Origin of the sequence: Pseudomonas sp. P20 (assembly GCF_016463925.1) — a bacterium.
In the GTDB taxonomy this organism is placed as follows: domain Bacteria; phylum Pseudomonadota; class Gammaproteobacteria; order Pseudomonadales; family Pseudomonadaceae; genus Pseudomonas; species Pseudomonas aeruginosa.
In genome coordinates this window covers 1-6,279 of the sequence record NZ_JAEMVM010000067.1, presented here as the reverse complement: position 1 = coordinate 6,279, position 6,279 = coordinate 1, and the positions used below count along the sequence as shown (strand labels likewise).

General features: G+C 62.2%; 16 protein-coding genes. 1 reads left to right on the top strand and 15 read right to left on the bottom strand.

Going from position 1 to position 6,279, the window contains the following annotated elements; all coding sequences use genetic code 11:
* The coding region (locus tag JHD77_RS31415; RefSeq protein WP_199506554.1) for a DNA binding protein at positions 1–143 on the top strand (143 nt) is incomplete at its 5' end.
* 60 nt (positions 144–203) lie between these two features.
* Here JHD77_RS31415 and JHD77_RS31410 read toward each other — a convergent pair.
* The 15 genes from JHD77_RS31410 to JHD77_RS31340 all read right to left on the bottom strand — a co-directional run bounded on the left by JHD77_RS31410 (position 204) and on the right by JHD77_RS31340 (position 5,987).
* Positions 204–500, bottom strand: coding sequence for a HigA family addiction module antitoxin (locus tag JHD77_RS31410; RefSeq protein WP_033949745.1), 297 nt, complete (start codon positions 498–500; stop codon positions 204–206).
* A 10-nt stretch (positions 501–510) separates the two neighbouring features.
* Entirely contained in the window at positions 511–789 is a 279-nt protein-coding gene (locus JHD77_RS31405; RefSeq protein WP_074198653.1) for a type II toxin-antitoxin system RelE/ParE family toxin, read from the bottom strand.
* A 211-nt stretch (positions 790–1,000) separates the two neighbouring features.
* Positions 1,001–1,204, bottom strand: a complete 204-nt coding sequence (locus JHD77_RS31400; RefSeq protein ID WP_044727395.1) for a helix-turn-helix domain-containing protein — start codon at positions 1,202–1,204, stop codon at positions 1,001–1,003.
* Entirely contained in the window at positions 1,201–1,440 is a 240-nt protein-coding gene (gene acrF, locus JHD77_RS31395; protein ID WP_033995585.1) for an anti-CRISPR protein, read from the bottom strand. Before acrF ends, JHD77_RS31400 begins: the two co-directional genes overlap by 4 nt.
* A complete protein-coding gene (gene acrF3, locus JHD77_RS31390; RefSeq protein WP_044727394.1) occupies positions 1,437–1,859 on the bottom strand; it encodes an anti-CRISPR protein AcrF3 in 423 nt (140 codons plus the stop codon). The genes acrF and acrF3 overlap by 4 nt, the downstream gene beginning before the upstream one ends.
* Positions 1,860–1,970: 111 nt before the next feature.
* On the bottom strand, positions 1,971–2,645 hold the full coding sequence (locus JHD77_RS31385) for an SOS response-associated peptidase (RefSeq protein ID WP_044727393.1): 675 nt from the start codon (positions 2,643–2,645) through the stop codon (positions 1,971–1,973).
* A gap of 101 nt (positions 2,646–2,746) precedes the next feature.
* Positions 2,747–3,280 (bottom strand): hypothetical protein, encoded by a 534-nt coding sequence (locus tag JHD77_RS31380; RefSeq protein WP_042159154.1) that lies wholly within the window; start codon positions 3,278–3,280, stop codon positions 2,747–2,749.
* A 33-nt stretch (positions 3,281–3,313) separates the two neighbouring features.
* A complete protein-coding gene (locus JHD77_RS31375) occupies positions 3,314–3,556 on the bottom strand; it encodes a hypothetical protein (RefSeq protein WP_003142927.1) in 243 nt (80 codons plus the stop codon).
* A 276-nt stretch (positions 3,557–3,832) separates the two neighbouring features.
* On the bottom strand, positions 3,833–4,012 hold the full coding sequence (locus JHD77_RS31370; RefSeq protein ID WP_172689452.1) for a hypothetical protein: 180 nt from the start codon (positions 4,010–4,012) through the stop codon (positions 3,833–3,835).
* A 91-nt stretch (positions 4,013–4,103) separates the two neighbouring features.
* Positions 4,104–4,343 (bottom strand): hypothetical protein, encoded by a 240-nt coding sequence (locus JHD77_RS31365; protein ID WP_172689449.1) that lies wholly within the window; start codon positions 4,341–4,343, stop codon positions 4,104–4,106.
* Between the two features lie 31 nt (positions 4,344–4,374).
* Complete coding sequence (locus JHD77_RS31360) at positions 4,375–4,584, bottom strand: HEAT repeat domain-containing protein (protein ID WP_107114697.1); 210 nt, start codon at positions 4,582–4,584, stop codon at positions 4,375–4,377.
* Positions 4,585–4,663: 79 nt separating this feature from the next.
* Complete coding sequence (locus tag JHD77_RS31355; RefSeq protein WP_058182847.1) at positions 4,664–5,143, bottom strand: hypothetical protein; 480 nt, start codon at positions 5,141–5,143, stop codon at positions 4,664–4,666.
* Between the two features lie 14 nt (positions 5,144–5,157).
* Entirely contained in the window at positions 5,158–5,364 is a 207-nt protein-coding gene (locus JHD77_RS31350; RefSeq protein WP_058182848.1) for a hypothetical protein, read from the bottom strand.
* A 67-nt stretch (positions 5,365–5,431) separates the two neighbouring features.
* Positions 5,432–5,653: a hypothetical protein gene (locus JHD77_RS31345; protein ID WP_058182849.1), complete on the bottom strand. Its 222-nt coding sequence runs from the start codon at positions 5,651–5,653 to the stop codon at positions 5,432–5,434.
* Positions 5,654–5,729: 76 nt separating this feature from the next.
* Entirely contained in the window at positions 5,730–5,987 is a 258-nt protein-coding gene (locus tag JHD77_RS31340; RefSeq protein ID WP_071534999.1) for a PapB/FocB family fimbrial expression transcriptional regulator, read from the bottom strand.
* Positions 5,988–6,279 lie beyond the last annotated feature (292 nt).

Sequence of the window (6,279 nt, the reverse complement as noted above, 5' to 3'; positions counted from 1 at the left end):
CCGACTATTTGCAACAGTGCCAGGTCTACCGCAACCCGGAAACCGGCGAGGTGGTGGAAACCAAGGGCGGCAATCACCGGGTGCTGAAGGCCTGGAAAGAGCAGTACGGCGCCGATACTGTCAATGCCTGGTTGCAGGCCTGATAGACCGGCCCCAACGGAAAAGCCCCGCCGAAGCGGGGCTTTTTTATGCCGGCGTGACGGTCACGCCGCAATGTGGGCATCGTACAGACGCGGCACCTTCGGCTGAGCGCGCTGCTCTGCATGCCATAGCTCATAGGCCGCCTGCATGGCCAACCAGTGGCGGGCCCGGCCGATGCCGGCACGCTCAAGGCGCACGGCCAGGTCCGACGTGATCGAGGCGTGCCCATTGAGCACCTTCGACAGTTGGACCCGCGAATAGCCCAGGGCCTTGGCGAAGTCCGTGATAGTGATATCCAGCTCGGGGAGCACGTCCTCGCGCAGGATTTCCGCAGGATGCGGCGGGTTGTGCATACCCATATGTAGACCCTCAGTGGTAGTCCTGGTAGTCGACCAGCTCAACATCCTCGCCAACGAAGCGGAATGTCAGCCGCCAATTGCCGGAAACGCGGACGGACCAGTATCCGGCAAGATCCCCCTTCAGGGAGTGGAGTCTCCAGCCGACCTGATTCATGTCGCCTGGATTGTTCGCTTCGCTCAGGGCGAGCAGTTGGCGGCGTAGGCGCTGGGCGTGTGCCGCCTGGATCCCTTTGGTCTTGCCCGTCTTGAAGAAGACTTCCAGACCCTTGTGTCGGAAGGAGATAATCATCGTTAAGTGTAAACAACCTGTTAACGGGAGTTAAGCATAACTCGTTAACAGACTGTTTACAATGCCCCCGATGCTGCACTCCTGGAAGTAATGCCCGCCGACACGGTGGCGGCCCTACCCTGGCGTAGGCCAATCTTGGTGGCATAGCGCTTGAGCTGGGTGAGCGAGGCGCCCGGGGCGCGGGGAGCGCCCTGCCTGCGCTACCTGCTGGCTAGCTCTCGCTGGCCAGGCACTCAAGCGCGAACTGAACGGGATACGGCGCCTCTCTGCCGGCGGTTTCGCTGACGTAATTCCTCAGCGCGCGGGCGGTGATTCCGATCCGCCTGGCAGCTTCTTCCTGCTTCAGGCCGGCTCGCTCGTACAGCCCGCGCAGGTAGCGCGGGTCTGGATTGTGTTTAGAGGCATCTGGTTTCACATTTTCACCCGCAGTTGCTCCGGTATGAACGCAAGCACCTTTTTGCTGCCGAGAATGACGTAGTTCGGATCCCCCCACTCCATGGCCATCTGCATGGCCTTCGCCGCGGCTGCGCCAGGATCGCTGCCAGCGCGGGTCCGGCCAACGACCATCTTGCCATTCTGCTCTACGTTGACTTCATAACTGCCTGGGTTCCAGGAAACTTCCGTCACCGTAACGACTGTCGGTCGGCTCATGCCTGTGGTTCCTCATACCGCTGCTTGAACCTGTCCTGAAAAATAGCCATTAAACGACCATGGACGTGGCTTCCCCAGGCGACGCCTATGTTCTGCGAGGCAGTGGCAAGCATCACGTTGGCGATGCGATACCACCACCCCCAATCGGCAAACGGGTTGCTCGCGACTCGTCCATCTGCGTTGAGCAGTGCCTCTTCCCACGCCTGGAACTCGCGATACTCGTCACGATTGGTCTCGTCCACCAGTCGCTGCAGGACGGTAGCCTGGAGCCCCTCATGGAGCTTGGCGGCGAAACCAGTGGCGGCCAGGACCTGGTCTTCTGTCAGGTTGTCGGGGTCTGCATCTTCCCAGGACTGGATGAATCGAGCTGCCTCGATAACCGAGCGGGCGACGATGCGATCTGAAATCGTGTTGCTCATGGGCGTAGCCTCCTGCGTGGCGCCTCGCCATTGTGGCCGGCATGACTCACATAATAGGAACAATGTTCCTCTATGTAAATAGGAACATTGTTCCTTTTGTCGGGTTTTCTGCTACGCAGGCTCGATCAGGTAGGCGCCCTGGTTGCGCACGTTGCCGACGTCGCGGCTGACCGCGTACCAGGTGAACGCCTCGGGCGGTTCGCCCTGGTGCAGCACGATTTGTTCCGCGCGCTCTGGCGGCGTCGCAGGGTCAAGCCACTCGCGTGCCAGCTCGGGCGACAGCACGACGGGGCGGCGGTCGTGAATGTCGACCATGCCGCCCTCGGCATCGGCGGTGATGATGACGAACCCATGCTGTTCGGCCGGCTCATCATCGAGGCCCGGGAACTGGCCGATGGCGGCGCAGAGGATCGGTGAGCCGTCGGCGTGCTGGATGTGATACGGCTGTTTCCGCGGCCCGCCCTCGGCGACCCACTCGAACCAGCCACTGACCGGCGTCAGCGCGCGATGGCGCCACGCGGCGCTGAAGAAGCGTCCATGCGCCACTTTCTCGACCCTGGCGTTGATCGGCGCCGCGCGATCACGGGCCCAGAACGGCCTCCAGCCCCAGCGAATGGCCTGGGCGACCAGGGCATCGCCTTCGAGCCGTAGCGTCGTCACGGCCGTCGATGGCGCGACGTTGTAGCGCTCGGGCTGCTCGCCGACGAGGTTGACCAGCGCGTTGGGCATCGACAGTGCGTCGACGAACTCATGAAGCCCTGTGTACTGCGAAAGCCTGCCACACATCGCTCACTCCGGTGGTAGATGGGCACTGGGTAAGGGTAGATGATGAACAAAAAGCCCCGCTCATGCGGGGCTTGTGCTTGCGTGGCTCGCCGGCGTGACCGTCACGTCCGCTCGTCGACTGCCGGCTCGGCGCGTAGCAGGGCCTGGTGCAGCTGGTTGATGTGCTCGACCGCCTTGTTGCCCCGGGCCAGGTGGCTGACCAGGATCTCGCTGGTCTTGGTGAAGCGGTGGCCGATGCGCACGGTGTAGGAGCGCAGGGCCCAGCTGATGAAGCCGGTGAAGTACATCGCGTCCTCGATGTCGCGCCACTTTACCCCGCGGTAGCCACGGCGCCAGGGCAGGATGCCCTGGTAGAGCCAGACGCCCACGTCGTCGGTGTAGAGGTGGACACTGCGCAGGTAGAGGAGCTTGTAGACGAACAGTGCCAGGGCGATGAGCAGGACGCCGGCACTGGCCGCCAGGCCGATCTGGTAGGCCTGTTCGCTCGGCGCCTTGTGCAGCGTCCACCAGCCGAGGGCCAGCGCGCCGGCGCACAGGACCAGGAACAGCAGGACCGGGCCGACGTAGGCCAGCCAGGACAGGCGGTAGACCTGGTGCGGGGTGGCGTTGCGGGTGGGGTGTTCGTAGCCATCCATTGGGGGGCGATCTCCTTGGGTTGCGGGGTAGGACTACAGCTCGACGCGGAATTCGCGCAGGCCGATCTTGGTGGCGTAGCGCTCCAGCTGGGTGAGCGAGGCGAACACGCGCAGCGGTTCACGGCGTGAGCGTAACGGGTAGTGGTGGCCACCGCCGGCGTAGCGTACCAGCAGCTGCCAGCCCTCCCCGCCCGGGCCGCGGGTGACCAGGGTATCGCGGGCGCCGCCGGCGGCGATCAGCGCCTGCAGGGCGTCTTCGGTGATCGATTCGCGCATCAGCGGCGTGCCTCTTGGGGCGTGACGCCGGCGGCCAGGCCGAGGGCGTGACGGGCGCGGCGGGTCGCATCGAGGCGCTGGCCGTCGTGGGGGGAATCCTCGAAGTCGGTCATGGGGAACTCCAGGGGGTGAACGGGGGTAGGTTCGCGCGGCCGCCAGTGTAGGGGGTTCTGGTAGACCAGTGTAGGGGGGTGTGGTCGCCGAGGGTGGAATCCCTGGCGACCAGGACCTGGCGGGGCGAGGGGGGTGATTTAACAATCTGCCCGTTATGCGTAGTCAGTCGGCCGGCTCGCCCTTGGTCCAACCGAGGATGTAGCGGACGGCCGGGGACTTCACGTCGTCCTGCCCGGTCGAGATGCTCAGCAGCACCCAGCCTCGCGCCAAATGCTCGTTGACCCTCACCCAGTCGAACACCTCGCGCACCTTCTTCACGTCACTGATCACGAAGTCGGCCATTACGACAGCTCCTTTGCTTGTGGTTGGCCACTTCAGTGTAGGTGCCTTGATAGCCGGGGCGGGTTCCTTTCTATCCGTTGGGCAAGTCGGGCTACCCCAGCTCCCCGGGCTCCCATTCGATGGGCCTGCCATCCAGCCCCTCGCACTCGTCAACCAGACCCGCCAGCGTGTAGTCAGCTCCTGGGTGGTCATCCACCTGGGGCGCCGGGCACGCCACGTTCAGCGCCTCCAATCGGCGCCGCGCCTCGGCCCAGGTTTCGCCAGGCCGCGCGCCGGCGCGCACCTGCTCGTCAGTCAGCGGCGGCAGCTTGCGGGGGGTTATCAGCGTCATGGGGTGGGTTCCTTTCGATCGGTAGGCGTTATCAGGCCGAGGCCTGCCCCAGCGCTTCAGCAGCGGCGGCCCGCAGATCCATAGGGGATAGTTGGTTCGTCATCACCTTCACCAGTTCGGCACGCACCTGGGCACTGCCAATATGCGCCAGGCCTCGCGCGGCACCGATCCTGACCGGCACCGGAAGGCGACTATCGGTCATCGCGGCAATCAGGGTGTCCACTGCGTCGTTCTTCTCCATGCGGTTTCCTCGATCTGTACGTGTTGCGTGATGTTGCGCCCCTACGTGCAACAGGGGGCAGACGGTCCAAGCCGGTCAGTCACTGACTCCTCTTCGCCGTGGATGCCCCAACATGGGCTGCCGTTAGTAGGCGCAACGAGGTAAGTTCCTCAAGTCGCTCCTGCTCCAACTTCTGGATTTCCTCTCGGTGCGCCCTGTAGCTGTCCGAGTTGATGCTTTGAATGTCTAGGAGTGCCTGTAGGTAGCCCATCGCACAGCTTGCGGCCCTCCGTACCCCTAGGTCAGTGTCGAGACCCCGGATCAAGTCGACGTGCATGGCTAGAAGAGCAGTGCGCGGACCAACATCAAGCATCGCGTCGACTTCGCAATAGTCCTCGTATGGAAGCGCCCCGGCGGCGCTCAGCCCCTGTAGAAAGCCGCGCAGACGGTCCACGGTCAGCAAGCCGGCGGCCGCGTCTACCCTGTAGTCATCCAGCGTCTCCAGTGCCAGATCGTGTCCCTCAAGGCAGCGGGCGACCTTGGTGAAGACGGCGGCAAGGGTGCGTGGTTCGATAGGCATGGGTCGTGCTCCTTTCAGTTCGCTCCTACAGCGCGAGGAATGATGTGTACCCATATGATGTGCATCCAAAGCAGCAGGCTGCCGACGACGCCGAAGGCGAGGAGGCACCAGACCGCCAGTTCTGGCAGCATCTTTTGGAAAGGGTGTTTGCGAGGCGGTGTCTCTGCTTCAGCCGCCAAAGGCTTCGATTCTTTGTTCATCCTGTTCATTAGGGTTTGCATGCGTATCTCCTTTGTTTCAAGAGCAGGTGCTTCCGATAGTTCGCCCAGCATGAGCTGGGCGAGAGGGTCACTCGGTGTCATCACCGTCAAGGTCCGAAAGGCTATCGGCGAGGTCGATATCGACCTGGTGCTGATCCGTTTCGTCTACGACGATAAAGCTGCAAGCGCTGTCCTGCTCTCCTGCGGCAATGCGCGCCTGGAAATAGCTTTCGGCAACGAACTGCGCAGCGTCCTTATGATCCCCATCGACTTCAACATCGATGGTCCAGGTGACGGTATAAGCGGCCATGTGCAACTCCTCATTGGTTTCTTTCAATGAGGATATTTTACCTTTTAAGGTAAAATATAACAATCTAAATTTACCATTAAGGGTAAAATTTACTTAACTCGGCTGCACGCTGACTTTCTTTCCGCAGCACCGCTAGGCGCCGCGAGAACTGGCTCATGTTCACTCCATACTTCGTCCAGGCCTCACTGGCCTTTACGCCATTGACCAGGTGTTCGCGAAGCGCATCGATCAACGGCTGCGCTCGGATAGAAGTGCCTTCCAAGAGCAGTTCAAAATGCCGCGGGTCGACTTCTCCTGGTGTCAGAAAGGAGTCTTTTGCGGTACCAGGTTTCATGGGGCTACGTGTCCTGTATCTGTTCGTGGATCCGCCTCGATACCGAGGCGGTACATCGGTTCGCCGTCTTCGTTGCGGATCCACGCCACAACTGAGCAACGGCACTCATTCGCCAAGTCCTGAGCCTCGCGGGCCAGGTCCTCAAGGTGATACTCCGCACGGCTGCATGAGACCCTGGACTCGTCCAGCAGCTGGCCACGATCGCTGTAGAATCCTACGTTCATCGTTCAGACTCACGACTTATGAAGAGCTGCGCAGGGGATGGGTTTGAGGGCACTGTTGCAAAGTTAGC